This is a genomic window from Anoxybacillus suryakundensis (genome assembly GCF_001418025.1).
GTDB classification, from domain to species: domain Bacteria; phylum Bacillota; class Bacilli; order Bacillales; family Anoxybacillaceae; genus Anoxybacillus; species Anoxybacillus tengchongensis.
This window is the reverse complement of the sequence record NZ_LIOK01000009.1, coordinates 68,050-82,851: the sequence shown is the minus strand read 5'-3', so window position 1 is coordinate 82,851 and position 14,802 is coordinate 68,050. Positions and strand designations below refer to the sequence as shown.

The following is a 14,802-nucleotide window of genomic DNA, read 5'->3' as shown; positions in this document are numbered from 1 at the left end:
TCATGGAGCTGTCTTTTTTTAGGCAATTTTTTTGTAGTAAAGCAAAAAACGGATTATAATGTAAATATTCCATTTGTTTCGTAGGGAGAGAGGAAGATGCAAGCAAGTATTGAGCAACGTGCAAATATGCAAACCGTTGTTTATCCTATTTTAATTGCTATTAGCATCGGTCATTTATTGAACGACGCGATGCAAGCTGTGGTGCCAGCGCTGTTTCCCATTTTAGAATCATCGATGCATTTATCTTATACACAAATCGGTTGGATTGCATTTACGCTGAATATGACTTCGTCCATCTTGCAACCGGTTGTCGGTTTGCTTTCGGATCGGCGCCCGTCACCGAGTTTTTTGCCGCTCGGTATGGGAGCGAGCATGTTAGGAATGATTGGATTGGCGTTCGCGCCTAATTTTTTCTTTGTTTTATTGTCGGTTTTATTCATTGGATTAGGGTCAGCAGTATTCCATCCGGAAGGTTCGCGTGTTGTTTATTTGGCTGCTCGAGCGAGAAGAGGATTTGCTCAATCGATTTACCAACTTGGCGGAAATACAGGCAACGCCCTTGCTCCCCTATTTACAGCACTGATTTTTGTTCCATTTGGTCAAAAAGGAGCAGGTTGGTTTGTCATTGTTGCAGCCATTGGAATGTCCGTTTTATTTTGGGTATCGAAATGGTATGCTGTTCAATTGTATCAGGTGAAAGAGCGACGTGAACAAACGATAGAAGAAAAGGGGAGTGTAGACAAACGGATAATATTTGCACTCATTCTTTTAGTTCTTTTAGTGTTTGCGCGTTCGTGGTACTATGCGGGAATTTCAAATTATTATCAATTTTATTTGACGAAATATTATCATATTTCGATTCGTGAAGCGCAGCTTTATTTATTTGTTTTTATGATTGCAGGGGCAATCGGGACAGTGTTTGGTGGTCCGCTTGCTGATCGATTTGGGAGACGAAATTTAATTTTTGCTTCAACGCTTGGTACGGCACCATTTGCGCTCATTTTGCCATATGTTCCGCTTCATTTCGTTTTGCCAATTGTTTTTGTCACAGGTTTTATTTTATCGTCTAGTTTTGCTACCTTTGTTGTTTATGCGCAAGAGTTGCTTCCAGGAAACGTTGGAATGGCATCAGGGTTAATTGTCGGCCTCGCATTTGGCATGGGAGCACTCGGGGCAGTTGCACTTGGAAAAATTGCTGACATTTATACGTTAAAAACGCTTATGGTCATGTGTAGTTTTCTTCCTTTGTTTGGCGTGTTGACATTTTGGCTGCCGAAAGAAGCATAGTGGCAAGTGTATCGCTTGCCACTATACAGATGCTCGTTCAATAAGGCGAACGGGCAGTTTTTCATTTTTGGGCTGTGTATAGTTGTTTGAAAAATAGTCATATATCATTTGGAACGCTTTTTTCCCCATAAGAGAAAGAGGGAGTTCGATTGTTGTAATGTGCAACGCTTCTGAAATAGGATGGTTATCGAAGCTGACGATAGCTAGATCGTTCGGAACGTGCAATCCGTATGTTTTTCCCCATAAAACAATTCCAGCAGCAACTTGATCGCTAGTAACGAGCAAAGCGGTCGGTTTTTCCGCAAGCGAAAGAATCGTAGATACGATTCGCTTCCCATCGCCCATATGTAGACAATGGTGGAACATCCAATTTGCATGAATCGAAGCATGTATGTTTTGAAGGGCATCTTTATAAGCCGCTTTTCGTTTTTGGCTATTAATGCTCGTTGGTCGACCGAGACAATATCCGATTTTTGAATGCCCTTTTTTTATTAAATAATCCATCCCAAGCATAAAAGCTTGATAATGGTCAATGTATACAGAAAATATATGTGACTCTTGTATATCTTCGCATAAAACGATTGGTTCGTCGCTTATGTATAATTCAAGTGTTTCAAGGCTAATGGTGTGTGAACAAATGATGAGGCCATCTATTTGCTTGACACGTAACATTTCGAGCGCTTCTAATTCTTTATGTATGTCATAGTTTGTTTGAAAAAAGAGAAGATGGTATCCATATCGCAATGCTTCTTCCGCAATTCCTTCTACAATCATGCTAAAATAGGGGTGATTGATGGTCGGTAACATAACCCCGATAATATTTGTTTTTCCTTTTGATAAGTGAACGGCATTAATATTTTTTTTGTAGTTTAATTCATGAACGACATCCCATACAGCTTTTCGTTTTTCTTCTTTGACATATGGATAGCCATTGAGCACACGAGATACGGTTGATACAGAAACACCTGCTCGTTTTGCGATTTCACGAATATTTGCCATACTTTCACCTGCTTTTTTGATCACATATATGTCATATTTTACTCCTTTTTTTGTGAGTTTGTAAAAAGTTTCATATTTTTTCAACAGGTGAGTTTTCAAAACGATATGGATTTATTTACGTGGATTGTCATGATGGAAGCGGAACATTAAAATGGAGAAGAATGTTAAATTTAGCTTGCCCACTTAAGCGGGCAAGCTGGCAACTATGGTAGATCAATCAGCATAAATCGGCTATCTGTTTTCGATGTGATGTGTAATGTTGTTATATCTGTTATACGAGCAGCATCACGACGTTGTAACATCGTTTCACCATTTAACACAAGTTCTCCTTCAATAACAAACACATATATTCGACGGCCTTCTTGTTGATGGAATGTTATGTGCTGATTATTTTCTAAATCGGATAAATACATCGTTATATCTTGATGAATGTAAGCAACTTGATCACCTGCCTGCTTTTTCGAAACAATAGGCAATAAGCGATTTTTCATTTTTTCAATATCATATGAAACTTGTTCGTACGATGGAGTAAGACCGTACGTTTCAGGTAAAAACCAAAGTTGCAGAAGATTGACTTCTTCCGTAGTAGACGGATTCATTTCTGAATGCACGATGCCAGTTCCGGCTGTCATTCGTTGTACTTCACCAAATGAAATGATACGATGATTGCCGAGATTATCGCGATGCTCGAGTTGTCCTTTTAAGACGACTGTAACAATCTCCATTTCTTGATGAGGATGAGCGCCAAAACCACGTTGTGGAGCGATAATATCATCGTTAAATACGCGTAATGGACCAAAGTACATATTTTTCCGATCAAAATATTCGGCAAATGAAAAGCTAAAATAACTTTGTAACCAACCGTGGTTCGATTCAAATCGCTCATGTGCACGATATATGTGAATCATTGAAAAATCTCCTTCCTTATTTAATGAGTGCATCAAGTGAATAGTCGCCTGCACCGATAAGCGCAACGCCAATCACAACGACAATTAAAATAAAATTGTACTCGAAGCCATTTTGTGTTACCCAAAATCCGTTTGGCGCATGTACTTTTACAATGGCTACAACCATTGTCATAGCGATCAACAAAGCTGCAAATGGTGTGAACAGTCCGAGAGCAAACAATAGCCCGCCAACGAACTCTGCTAAACCAGCAACTAGAGCCATTGTCACTCCAGGTTTTAATCCAATCGATTCGAGCCATCCACCTGTTCCTTTTAAACCATATCCTCCGAACCATCCAAACAATTTTTGGGCCCCATGACCGACAAAAGTCAAGCCGACAGCTAGACGAATAAGTAAAATACCAATGTGCATCATGATCATTTCTCCTTTCATATATCTTGATTTCAAGATAAAGGTGTGCGATAGGCCTTTAAAAAGGCGTTAATGAAAGACCTATCTTTTTAAGCAAGTGAATCGCCATTTCTTTTTCATCTGTGGATAAAGATTGAAAAATTTCCGACATTTTTTGTGCGTGCTGTGGGAAAATGTAATCCATTAATGCTTTTCCTTCTTCAGTAATGACAGCGTACGTAATGCGCCGATCCTTTTCACAACGTTGTCGGACGATATATCCTTTTTCTTCGAGTTTGTCGATGACATATGTCATGCTTCCACTAGTGAGTAAAATTTTATCACCGATTTGCTGAATCGGCTGCGCCCCTTTGTGATACAACAAATCGAGAACGCCAAACTCTGTCGGATTCAGTCCGTAACGTTGAATGTCATGTTTTACATGCTCAGATACGGCTTTATGTGCCCTAGAAAGGACAACGAATAGTTTTAACGATAATGTTTGTTCGTTTTGGCTCATATGCATCAACCTTTATCTTGATTTCAAGATAATTATAAACTTACGAAAAGTAAGTTGTCAATACGGATTATTTTATTTGGGTATGGTGATTTTGAAAAAATGTTATATACGCTAAAAATGATTGCAGAAATATAAAACACAATACTAACTTTAATAGATGAATAAATTTCCATATACCTTCTCGAGCGTTGAACGCCATATGATCTAAAATTTTTCCATAAATTAGACGATGATAGATTGCTAAATCCCTGCTAGTCTTATAAGCGAGCAATGGACTAGGAGGGATAACATGAGGAAATTGATGGAACTTGCTTCTGTTATTGTAGCAGCTTTTTGTTTTTCAACAACTGAAGTAGCTGCGCAAACGACGGTTCATCATGTGAGGCCGGGGGAAACGTTTTGGACGATTGCGAAAAGTTACAATGTTTCATTGCTAGAACTTCAACGAATCAATCAAAAACAATCAGACGTTTTGTTCGTTGGCGAAACGTTGCGTATCCCACAGCCGATCTCTCAAGCTGATAAAGACTTATTAGCTCGTCTCGTTCATGCGGAAGCAAAAGGAGAGCCATTCGCAGGAAAAGTAGCTGTTGCAACGGTCGTCTTGAACCGTGTTGATCATCCGAATTTTCCAAATACGATTCGTCAAGTGATTTATGAACGTTCAGGAGGATATTATGCGTTTACCCCTGTACAAAATGGAGAGATTAACAAACCAGCAGACCGAGAAGCATACCGAGCGGTTGAAGAAGCCATCGCTTTTCGCGGTTTAGGAAGCGGCTCATTGTATTTTTACAATCCAAAAACGGCGAAAAGCGAATGGATCCGCTCACGTCAAGTGACAGTTATTATTGGCAACCATGTATTTGCGAAATAGTATTTCTCCATGCGTAGAGGTATGATGACGGAAAAAGGTGTCTCGAAAGCTTTTGGGACACCTTTCTATTTTTTATTTTCTTTCAAACGTCCTTCGCGCTTTGCTGCTTCACGCAGTAGAAATTCGATATGAGCATTCACGCTTCGAAATTCATCTTGTGCCCAACGTTCGATGATTTCATACAATTTTGGATCGATTCGTAGCGGAAAGTTTTTTTTCTTTGTCATTTCGTATTCACCGTTAGTATAACGTTCCGGCGTTGATGACTGGTTGGGCTCCACGATCAGAAATAATTGCCACCATCAAATTGTTAACCATATTTGCTTTCCTTTCCTCATCTAACTGCAAATGGGCTTCTTGATCTAGCTGTTCAATCGCCATTTTTGCCATTGAAACTGCTCCCTCAACAATTTTTTTTCGTGCTGCTAGGATGGCCGTAGCTTGCTGACGTTGTAACATGGCGCTTGCAATTTCTGTAGAGTACGCTAAGTGTGTTAAACGTGCTTCAATGACTTCAACACCAGCTACATTTAGACGTTCTTGTAATTCTTTTGCTAATACTTCTGAGACGACGTCGGCGTTTCCACGTAGCGAGATGTTTTCGTTTTCAAATGTGTCATATGGATATTTTGTTGCGACGTGACGAATGGCTGTCTCACTCTGAATTTCGACAAATTGCTCGTAGTTATCTACATCAAACATGGCTTTCGCTGAATCAATCACTTTAAAAACGACGACCGCTGCAATTTCAATTGGATTCCCTTCAACGTCATTCACTTTTAATTTGGCGCTGTTGAAGTTGCGAACACGTAATGAAACGGTTTTGCGAACGCTAAGTGGAATAGTCAAAAATAAACCGCTATCACGAATAGTACCGACATACTTTCCGAAAAAGATGACGACTTTTGCTTGATTAGGTTGCACCATAGTCATGCCAGTCATTAATAAGAAGGCGAAAAAAGCAAGGAAAAGTGGAAGGATAAGTTCCATCTCCATAAAAAAACGCCACATAGCACCTGCAAGTAATGTGATGATAAGAAACAAAGCGAAAAAACCATTCATATACCAAGCTTTCATTTCTTTCATATTTCTTCCTCCTAACATCATAAAGATATTTTAATGATATCGCTTTTTGAATTATATGTAAATATCTCTTTATTGACTATTGAGTCAAACTGTTGTATTATGGAATTGACTTATCGGTCAATAAAGTATAACGCCAAGGGGGGCGAAACGATGGGCATTGTTGATGTCAAACAGCTAACAAAAAGGTATAAAAACAATCGAGGAATTGAAGGGGTAACATTCTCTATTAAGGAAGGGGAAATTTTTGGGTTTATCGGACCGAACGGAGCAGGAAAAAGTACGACGATTCGTACGTTACTAAACTTTATTTATCCGACGAGCGGCAGTGCGACGATTTTCGGAAAAGATATTGTAAAAGATGCGAAAGAAATCCGGCGTCATGTTGGCTACTTACCTTCTGAAGTGCATTATTATGATGATATGAAAGTGATCGACTTATTGCTTTATTCGGCATCATTTTATAACGTGACGGATCGACGATTGAAACAGCTGGCTGAGCGTCTTGATTTAGACGTTCATAAAAAAATTGAAGATTTATCATTTGGAAATCGAAAAAAAGTGGGGATCGTTCAAGCGTTGTTGCACGAACCGAAACTGCTTATTTTAGATGAGCCAACAGGTGGATTAGATCCGCTTATGCAGCATACGTTTTTTGAGCTTCTTTTAGAAGAACGGAAAAAAGGTGTAACGATTTTCTTCTCCTCGCACATTTTATCAGAAGTGCAAAAGCTCTGTGATCGTGTAGCGATTATTAAAGAAGGCAAGCTTATTCAAGTGGAGACGATCGAACACTTAACGAAAAACCAGCTGAAACACGTGACGATCGTGCTCGAGGAAGGACAATATGCGACATTTGATTTAGAGGGAGTTGTAAAAAAAGAAGTCAGCGGTAATGAAGTGATGATGTTATACAGAGGGGATATGAACGAACTAATAGCCGAGTTGCACAATTTACGCATTAAAGATGTGTCGATGAGCGAACCGTCTCTTGAAGATGTGTTTATGCACTATTACGAAAAGTGAGGGGATAGATGATGTTTAAACGGGAATGGAAACGAAACGCAAAATCTTTAGTTATTTGGACTGTTGTGCTTAGCGGACTTATACTGTTGACGCTAAGTATTTTCCCACAGTTCGCGGAGCAACAAAAAGAAGTAACGAAGCTGCTTCAATCGTTGCCACCAGCCATGATTAAAGCATTTGGAATGGATCAATTGAGTATTGGTGATTTGACAGGGTATTACGGTGTGCGTGTGTATGCGATGACGACGTTGCTTGGCAGTGTTTACGCAGCTATGTTAGCCGCAAATATTGTCGCGAAAGAGGAAAACGATAAAACGATTGAATTTTTACTTGCTAAACCAGTCACAAGAAGTGAGGTTTTGACAAGTAAAGGACTTGTTGTCGTTGTAAATATTATTATCATAAATACGGTTTCCTTCCTTGTTAGTTTAGTCGGCTTTCAGATCGCTAAAGAATATGACGTTTCGTTAAAAGCTATTTATTTACTGACAGTAGCAACGATATTTCTTCACGTTACGTTCGCGGCTGTGGCATTTTTGTTATCAACGATGATGCGTAAAACGAGAAATGCGTCATCGTTTGCCCTTGGGCTTGTTTTCGTCACTTATTTTATGAGCATGATGTCAAGCATTTCTGAAGATTTATCTTTTTTGAAATACTTTAGCCCGTTTAAATATGTTGATGCAGCACCGATCATTTATGAGTTGCAACTCGATGTACTATACGTTAGTTTAATGATAGCGATCATTAGTGTAAGCATCGTTTTAGCATACACTATTTACAAAAAGAAAGATATTGTGGCATAGGTTAGGTGATTCGGTTGTACAAAGCGTTTGAAAGGCAACAAGAAGACAAAAAAAAGCTTATTATCCGTACGGCTATCGAAGAATTTGTGCAAAACGGGTATGAGCATGCGTCAACAGACGTCATTACAAGCCGCGCCGGGATATCGAAAGGATTGCTTTTTCATTATTTCAAAAGCAAAAAAAATTTATATTTATATGTCGTATATTATGCGCGGGAGTTGTTGACTGAGAAGGTTATGGAAGCCGTTAATGAAATACGGTGTGATGATTTTTTTGAGCGAATGAAACAAATTGTGCTTATCAAACAACGAGTATTTATGCAACATCCAAACGAAGCGCAACTTGTCATGGATGCGGTGACAAAACCGCCAAAAGCGGTGCAAAAAGAAATAGAGCAACTGCTTGCGAAACATAACGAAACGTATGGCGAAGAGTTTTTACTGCAACATGTCTTTTTAAAACAGTTGCTGCAAAATGGACCATTACGTGAACATATATGTGTCGATACAGTCGTCCGCATGACGATGATGATCGTTGATCAAATATCGAATAAATACTTGCAATTATATCGAAGCCATTCATTTGACCTTGTTCAACAAGGGAATATGCTGATCAATGAGCTTGAAGATTATATGAATATCATCAAATATGGGGTGTATCGTTCATAAGGCGGGGGAAACCCTGCTTTTTGAATTGTCAGAAAATGATTGAAAATATGTTGCCTATTATGGTATCATTTTCTTAGAAATTTATGAAACATTGTTTCATAATACGCAACAAAAGGAAGGGGAATGATGATGGGGGAATATGTGAAAATAGGTCGTCTACAGGTAGCTGATATTTTTTATGATTTTATGACAAATGAAGTGTTGCCGAATAGTGGGATAGATACAAATAAGTTTTGGGGCGATTTTGAACAGCTTATCGTCGAATTAACGCCGAAAAATAAAGCGTTGCTTGCGAAGCGCGATGAATTACAAGAAAAGATCAATGAATGGCATAAGCAACATCGTGGACGGTTTGATTTTGAACAATATAAATCATTTTTACAAGAAATCGGTTACCTAGAGCCGGAAGTCGAAGATTTTGAAATTACGACAGAACGCGTCGATGATGAAATTGCTAAACAAGCAGGTCCACAGCTCGTTGTTCCGATTACAAACGCGCGTTATGCGCTAAATGCAGCTAATGCCCGATGGGGAAGTTTGTATGACGCTTTATATGGTACAGATGTGATTAGTGAAGAAGATGGGGCTGAGCGTGGAAAAGGATACAATCCGATACGTGGGGAAAAGGTCATCGCTTACGTTCGTGCCTTTCTAGATGAAGCAGTACCACTCCGCGGATATTCGCACAAAGATGCCGTTCAATACGCCGTTGTAAACGGTGTGCTAACTGTGACAACGAGAGATGGACAAACAACAACGTTGCGAGATGGGCAAAAATTTGTTGGGTATCAAGGTTCACCAGAGCAACCGTCTGCGATTTTATTGAAAAACAACGGTCTACATATTGAAATACAAATTGATCGTACTCACCCGATTGGACAGACGGATGCAGCAGGTATTAAGGACGTTTATTTAGAAGCCGCGTTAACAACAATTATGGATTGCGAAGATTCTGTTGCGGCAGTCGATGCGGAAGATAAAGTACTTGTATATCGCAACTTACTCGGTTTAGTTCGTGGTGACTTAACAGCGAGCTTTACAAAAGGAAATAAAACGGTTACACGCGAGCTAAATCCAGATCGTGTATATACAACGCCAAGTGGCGAAACGCTCACATTGCCTGGACGTTCGCTTATGTTTGTACGCAACGTTGGTCACTTAATGACAAATAATACGATTTTGCTTGAAAACGGAGAAGAAGTGTATGAAGGCATTTTAGATGCGGTTGTGACGACTTTAATTATGAAACATTCGCTTCTTGGTAATGGAAAATATGTAAATTCAAGAAAAGGTTCCATTTACATCGTGAAGCCAAAAATGCACGGTTCCGAAGAAGTGGCGTTTGCCAATGAATTGTTTGACCGTGTTGAAGATATGCTCGGTCTTGAGCGCAACACGATTAAAATTGGTGTAATGGATGAAGAACGGCGTACGACGCTTAATTTAAAAAATTGCATTTATCAAGTAAGAGATCGAATCGTTTTCATTAATACAGGCTTTTTAGATCGTACGGGTGATGAAATTCATACATCAATGGAAGCAGGCCCGATGATTCGGAAAAATGAAATGAAATCGTCCGTATGGTTACAAAGTTATGAAAAATCGAACGTAGCGATTGGATTACTAACTGGTTTTCAAGGTCGTGCCCAAATTGGTAAAGGAATGTGGGCGATGCCTGATATGATGGCGGAAATGTTGAAGCAAAAAATTGCTCATCCGCAAGCTGGGGCAAATACAGCTTGGGTTCCGTCACCTACAGCGGCGACGTTACATGCGCTTCATTATCATCAAGTAGATGTGTTTACGGTGCAAGACGAGTTGAAAAAACGTGTCAAAAACTATTGTGACGATATTTTACAAATTCCTGTCGCTAGCAACCCACAATGGACGCCAGAAGAGATTCAACAAGAGTTAGATAATAATGCACAAGGTATTCTTGGTTATGTCGTTCGTTGGATTGATCAAGGGATCGGATGTTCTAAGGTACCTGATATTCATAACGTTGGCCTCATGGAAGACCGAGCAACGTTGCGTATTTCAAGTCAACATATTGCAAACTGGTTGCATCATGGTATTTGTACGAAAGAACAAGTGCTTGAAACGTTGAAGCGAATGGCAAAAATTGTGGATGAGCAAAATGCAGATGATCCAGCATATCGACCAATGTCGACTGATTATGATAACTCAGTTGCCTTCCAAGCAGCATGCGATCTTGTTTTTAAAGGCTATGAGCAACCAAATGGCTATACGGAGCCGATTTTACATCGTCGTCGTTTAGAAGCGAAGGCAAAATTTGCGCATGTAAAACAATAATGTGATGAGGGCATTCCATGTGAATGCCCTCGTTATGTGCTAAAGGTGGGAAACAGTATGGAAAAAGATTCGTTTGTGAAATCCGTCAGCAGAGCATTGAAAATCATGGATATTTTAAGTAACGAACGTCACGGTATGGGCGTAACGGAAGTCGCGAAACAAATAGGGATTCATAAAAGCTCTGCTTATCGTTTATTGGCGACACTTGTTGAGCATGGATATGTTGAACAAGATGAAGAAACGGAGCGTTATAAGCTCGGTTATAAGTTTTTAGAAATGAGCTCGAAGTTGTTGGATTCAATCGATTTGCGTAAAGAAGCAAAACCGTATTTACGTGAGCTTGAACAAATAACGAACGAAGTTGTTCACCTTGTCGTGTACGATCAAGGGGAGGTCATTTACATTGAAAAGTTAGACGGGAATGAAACATTACGCATGCATTCAAAAGTCGGAAAGCGAGCACCGATGCATTGCACAGCCGTCGGTAAGGCGATTTTAGCACATTTGCCCAAGCATGTTGTAATGGACATTTTAAAAAGAAAAGGATTACCACCACATACTGATTATACAATTACAGATCAACGTATGTTTCTCCGCGAGTTAGAGCGTGTTTGTGAAGCCGGTTATGCGCTCGATTTAGAGGAAAACGAGTACGGCATCCGTTGCATAGCGGTGCCCATTTTTGATCATACAAAACAAGTTGTTGCAGCGGTCAGCGTTTCTGGCCCGACGATTCGGATGACAGATGAACGGCTCGAACAACTTCACGTACAAATGAAAAAAATCGGCAAGCAAATTTCTGAACGGCTTGGATGTCGATGAATGATGTATACGTTTGGCCTCTAGTCATAGTATAATGTTAAAAAGGATGTTTAAGGAGGCCACTTTATGGCACAACGTGTTGTGAAAACAACATACTTGTTAGGACTTTTGTTTTTCGCTGCCGCGCTCGTTTATTTTTTTGCTTCGAATTGGCCTGAACTAGGAAGATTGACGAAAGTCGGTGTTGGTGCTGGGTTTATGGTACTGTTTTATGCGATGAGCGCAACTGTTTTTCGTCGACATTTTTTAAGTAAATGGTTGTTTATTTTTGGAGCGATTACGTTTGGAATTTGTGTGGCATTAATTGGGCAAGTATATAACTCACATGCTGATAGTTTTTTATTGTTTTTCATTTGGTTCATTCCTACCGCCATTTTGGCATGGTTTACTCGCTATGGATTTCTTTCGATATTTAGCTTCGGGTTGTTGCAGCTTACATTTTGGTTTTACTACTTCCCGTCTTCTTATCAAATTGAACGAGGAGAATGGACATCGTTTTTTCTTTTGCTGCTTTTTGCCGTAGTTAACGGAATCATTTCGTTTCTTGGGCGCCCATCGATTGTTTCTAATTTAGCTTACATAGCCATGCACGGTTGGTTATTCGTTATATTTGTACAAGGAATTTCCACTGATCAGTTTCATTTTTGGTCATACGCATATGCTGTTATTCTTGTTGTGTTTTTAATGTATGTAAAAAAACAACCGTATTTTATATGTACTGTGTTGTTCACAGGTATGTTTTGGATCGTGCAATATTTTCGCTTTGTTGAGCGGCATTTTGGTGGAAATTGGTATATATTTGGGCTTGTATTAGCTGCTACCATCGTTTATATAGGCATTTATGTACTTCGCTGGATGAAAAGGCGAAGCAACGGAAAAGTAGAAAAATTTTTCCTTGTCGCTTTTCAAATCATTGTCACAGGGGTTGCTTCCGTCATTGCGATTGGAAGTATCATGCAGTTACTATCATTTTGGTTTGATGTATTTTCTCCTTATTGGTTGTTCAGTATATCTATTTTCTTATTTGTTGCTCCGGGATTGTTATGGAAGAGATGGAATGATGTTGTTCGCTATACGTTGCTTGCGATTGGATATATGCTCGGTGCGTTTAGTGTAACAGATGTTTCCTTTATCGTGATCAGTATATATGTCGCTGTCTTGTTTCTTATTTCATGGCGTATGCCAGCAGGTGTACGAACGATGACAAATATCGCTGCATCCATTTATGTCGCTATGATGATGCTTGATGAATGGAGCGACATCCGTCTCACATTATTGACTGTATTTGTTTTTTATAGCGTCATCTATTGGTTCGCCAAACATATGTATGAGCGTTTTGTGTTTCTCGTTTTTTCGTTTACTTCACTCCTTCTATTGACAAGTGCAGATATTTTTTCTATAGATTGGATGTATGTCGGATGGAATATTGCATTTCTTTGTGCAGCCTCGTTCGTTCTTTTATTTCGTACAAATGAATATGAGCGCTCAATTGCTTGGGTGTATATGTGTTTGTTTCTCATATTAAAGTATTATGAATGGGTATGGGATTTATTGCACAAATCCATAACATTGGCGATTGTTGGAATATGTTTGTTTATCGTTGCTTTGGTCGTACAAAAAAGAAAATCCGTTTCATTATCTTCCTATGGACAAAAATGGTTACCGCTTCTCGTCGTCATCATGCTACAAGTCGTTTTTATCACTTATGTGACGCTCGATAAAGAGCAACATATTCGATATGGTCAACAAATTAAGTTGCAACTAGAACCAATTGACCCACGTTCACTCATTCAAGGGGATTATGTACGTCTCCAATACGAAATTTCAACAATCGAGGGGATGAATGAGTGGGGAAAAGCACAAGTCATTTTACGGAAAGATGAAACTGGAGTTCATCGATTTGTTGGTGTTTATTCATTAAACGGCAACCTACGACATTCGGCTATGTATCGAGAAGGGGATGTCTTAGTAAACGGACATATATACGGAAATACAATCATTTATGGAATTGAAACGTATTTTGTCCCTGAAAAAACAGGAGGAGATATGCAACAAAGTGCTCGTTTTGCGTATGTACGTGTGAGTAAAACAGGAGATGCGTTGTTAGAAAAAGTGTCTGAACAGTAAGCATAAAAAACCACCGCCGTCTTGTATAGGGACGGTGGTTTTTTGTGCTGTCATGGTTAGTGTTGAACTCCATTTCCTTTTACAGAGGCAAAGAAAACTTTACTTCCCGATAAACATTTGTGTCCAATAGTTTCCATTTCCGTCAAATCCGACACCGATATGTGTAAAGTTTCGATTTAAAATGTTCGCGCGGTGTCCCGGGCTATTCATCCAAGCATTGACCACTTCTTGCGGTGTTCGCTGCCCTTTCGCAATGTTTTCCCCAGCTGTTCGATAAGAAACGCCAAAATCGCGCATCATATCAAACGGAGATCCGTATGTTGGACTTGTGTGCGAGAAATAATTATTTTTTCGCATGTCTTCTGATTTTTTCTGGGCAACAGAACTAAGTTGAGCGTCAGCGCGTAAAGCTGGCAGTCCTGCCCGCGCCCGTTCTTTATTTGTTAAGTCAATAACTTGTTGGGCATATTGACTAATATTTGTAGTCGGCGTTGTTTGTCTTGTTTGTTGCTGCATTGGTTGTTGTGTTTGTCTGTTCGGTTGTGTCGGCGTTGCTTGATTTGGACGTTGATATGCATTTGGTGCTTGCGTATAAGGTCTTGGCTGCATATACATTCTTTGTTGTTCCATTAACGATCGTTCAATTTGCGTACGTAAATTTGCAGCATCCTTTGGATCGATTGGAACAAATTTATAACGAGCATCTTGGATCAATATAGCCTTTGTATGCGGATATTGATCGCTTGATAGCGTTGTATGCAAAGCAGAAATGTTGGAACGATTGTTCATATCCATTGCATTGTTACAACCAACAACAGCAAGCAAGCTTAAAGCGGCAATAGACTTCGTTAGTTTTGTTATCATTTGTGCACCCCTCCTTGGCGTATTTCATGGTCATGCACCATTAGTTTTTACGATGATGTGGCAAACTAAAGATGGGAATGGTTGAGAAATGTTTTTTCCTCTTTTTGTTTT

The 14,802-nt window shown here is 39.5% G+C and carries 15 protein-coding genes; 8 read left to right on the top strand and 7 right to left on the bottom strand.

What is annotated here, in order from left to right; translation table 11 throughout:
* Positions 1–96 precede the first annotated feature (96 nt).
* Positions 97–1,287, top strand: coding sequence for an MFS transporter (locus tag ASC42_RS08470; RefSeq protein WP_055441393.1), 1,191 nt, complete (start codon positions 97–99; stop codon positions 1,285–1,287).
* Between the two features lie 21 nt (positions 1,288–1,308).
* On the opposite strand, the gene ASC42_RS08465 is transcribed toward ASC42_RS08470, so the two are convergent.
* The 4 genes from ASC42_RS08465 to ASC42_RS08450 all read right to left on the bottom strand — a co-directional run bounded on the left by ASC42_RS08465 (position 1,309) and on the right by ASC42_RS08450 (position 4,105).
* Complete coding sequence (locus ASC42_RS08465) at positions 1,309–2,286, bottom strand: LacI family DNA-binding transcriptional regulator (RefSeq protein ID WP_055441421.1); 978 nt, start codon at positions 2,284–2,286, stop codon at positions 1,309–1,311.
* 203 nt (positions 2,287–2,489) lie between these two features.
* Positions 2,490–3,194 carry a pirin family protein gene (locus tag ASC42_RS08460; protein WP_055441392.1) on the bottom strand — a complete coding sequence of 235 codons (705 nt, stop codon included), beginning with the start codon at positions 3,192–3,194 and terminating at the stop codon, positions 2,490–2,492.
* 16 nt (positions 3,195–3,210) lie between these two features.
* Positions 3,211–3,609, bottom strand: coding sequence for a DoxX family protein (locus tag ASC42_RS08455; RefSeq protein ID WP_055441391.1), 399 nt, complete (start codon positions 3,607–3,609; stop codon positions 3,211–3,213).
* A gap of 55 nt (positions 3,610–3,664) precedes the next feature.
* Entirely contained in the window at positions 3,665–4,105 is a 441-nt protein-coding gene (locus tag ASC42_RS08450) for a MarR family winged helix-turn-helix transcriptional regulator (RefSeq protein ID WP_055441390.1), read from the bottom strand.
* A gap of 289 nt (positions 4,106–4,394) precedes the next feature.
* Here ASC42_RS08450 and ASC42_RS08445 point away from each other — a divergent pair, with 289 nt between their 5' ends.
* The gene (locus tag ASC42_RS08445; protein ID WP_055441389.1) at positions 4,395–4,982 is read left to right on the top strand and encodes a cell wall hydrolase; all 588 of its coding nucleotides are present in this window, start codon (positions 4,395–4,397) and stop codon (positions 4,980–4,982) included.
* Positions 4,983–5,047: 65 nt separating this feature from the next.
* Here ASC42_RS08445 and ASC42_RS13720 read toward each other — a convergent pair whose 3' ends face one another.
* Positions 5,048–5,209, bottom strand: coding sequence for a type II toxin-antitoxin system antitoxin (locus ASC42_RS13720; protein ID WP_003397421.1), 162 nt, complete (start codon positions 5,207–5,209; stop codon positions 5,048–5,050).
* 13 nt (positions 5,210–5,222) lie between these two features.
* Positions 5,223–6,068 carry an SPFH domain-containing protein gene (locus ASC42_RS08440; RefSeq protein ID WP_055441388.1) on the bottom strand — a complete coding sequence of 282 codons (846 nt, stop codon included), beginning with the start codon at positions 6,066–6,068 and terminating at the stop codon, positions 5,223–5,225.
* Between the two features lie 150 nt (positions 6,069–6,218).
* Here ASC42_RS08440 and ASC42_RS08435 point away from each other — a divergent pair, with 150 nt between their 5' ends.
* The 6 genes from ASC42_RS08435 to ASC42_RS08410 all read left to right on the top strand — a co-directional run bounded on the left by ASC42_RS08435 (position 6,219) and on the right by ASC42_RS08410 (position 13,827).
* On the top strand, positions 6,219–7,091 hold the full coding sequence (locus ASC42_RS08435) for an ABC transporter ATP-binding protein (RefSeq protein ID WP_003397419.1): 873 nt from the start codon (positions 6,219–6,221) through the stop codon (positions 7,089–7,091).
* 11 nt (positions 7,092–7,102) lie between these two features.
* A complete protein-coding gene (locus ASC42_RS08430; protein WP_209424234.1) occupies positions 7,103–7,897 on the top strand; it encodes an ABC transporter permease in 795 nt (264 codons plus the stop codon).
* Positions 7,898–7,911: 14 nt separating this feature from the next.
* Positions 7,912–8,565 (top strand): TetR/AcrR family transcriptional regulator, encoded by a 654-nt coding sequence (locus ASC42_RS08425; RefSeq protein WP_055441386.1) that lies wholly within the window; start codon positions 7,912–7,914, stop codon positions 8,563–8,565.
* A gap of 129 nt (positions 8,566–8,694) precedes the next feature.
* A complete protein-coding gene (locus ASC42_RS08420; protein WP_055441385.1) occupies positions 8,695–10,878 on the top strand; it encodes a malate synthase G in 2,184 nt (727 codons plus the stop codon).
* Between the two features lie 57 nt (positions 10,879–10,935).
* Positions 10,936–11,700, top strand: coding sequence for an IclR family transcriptional regulator (locus ASC42_RS08415; RefSeq protein WP_055441384.1), 765 nt, complete (start codon positions 10,936–10,938; stop codon positions 11,698–11,700).
* Positions 11,701–11,766: 66 nt separating this feature from the next.
* A complete protein-coding gene (locus ASC42_RS08410) occupies positions 11,767–13,827 on the top strand; it encodes a GDYXXLXY domain-containing protein (RefSeq protein WP_055441383.1) in 2,061 nt (686 codons plus the stop codon).
* A 99-nt stretch (positions 13,828–13,926) separates the two neighbouring features.
* Here ASC42_RS08410 and ASC42_RS08405 read toward each other — a convergent pair whose 3' ends face one another.
* Positions 13,927–14,691 (bottom strand): CAP domain-containing protein, encoded by a 765-nt coding sequence (locus tag ASC42_RS08405; protein WP_055441382.1) that lies wholly within the window; start codon positions 14,689–14,691, stop codon positions 13,927–13,929.
* Positions 14,692–14,802: the final 111 nt, after the last annotated feature.